At 45.9% G+C, this 582-nt stretch carries 1 protein-coding gene; it reads right to left on the bottom strand.

Going from position 1 to position 582, the window contains the following annotated elements:
- Positions 1-582: hemagglutinin repeat-containing protein (locus tag ACFIL8_RS12420; RefSeq protein WP_375690083.1), on the bottom strand; the 582-nt coding region annotated here is incomplete at both ends.

Below are 582 nucleotides of genomic sequence, written 5' to 3'. Positions count from 1 at the left end.
GATGCCTGATTGCTCCACAACACTATGATAATCGCTAGAGGATTTATCCTTGTTCAAGGAAATATTGGTTGTGGCTGCATCATCCTTTTTTCCACCATTAAACCCAATAGAAAAAGAGTCTTGCTTGCTGGAAGTTTGTCCCGTATCACTGCGGCTGGTAATGGCAAAATCACCCCCTACTTCCATTTCTACATGGTCTGCAGAAGCCACGGCGCCTGCCAGTATGGTGTTTCCCTGACTTATGGTATGAAGAGTGCCAGTGCCTATAATATGGCTGTTCTTGTGATGCACTTCCTCACTGGAACCCTTGCCTTTACCAAAAGAAGCATTCCCCATCCACCCTGGACCACCGGTACCATAACTATACCCAACATTCATTGAAGCGCTTTGCGTATGATTTTGTGTGCTTTGTGTGTTTTGCGCACTTTCAAAAGTGATATCTTTACCTGCTCCCATGGTGATATTCCCGCTCTGTTCATCATTGCTTTGCATCGGGTTTGTACCGGCAATAATATCGGCTCCAACACCATGGATGCTGCCTTTGTGGGCTTGCATATTAACAGCGCGTCCTGCTTCTATTGT

This window comes from Bartonella sp. AP57NXGY (genome assembly GCF_042195805.1).
Classification (GTDB): Bacteria; Pseudomonadota; Alphaproteobacteria; order Rhizobiales; family Rhizobiaceae; genus Bartonella.
Note: the sequence above shows the minus strand (reverse complement) of the source record. Positions and strands in the feature narration are given on the sequence as shown.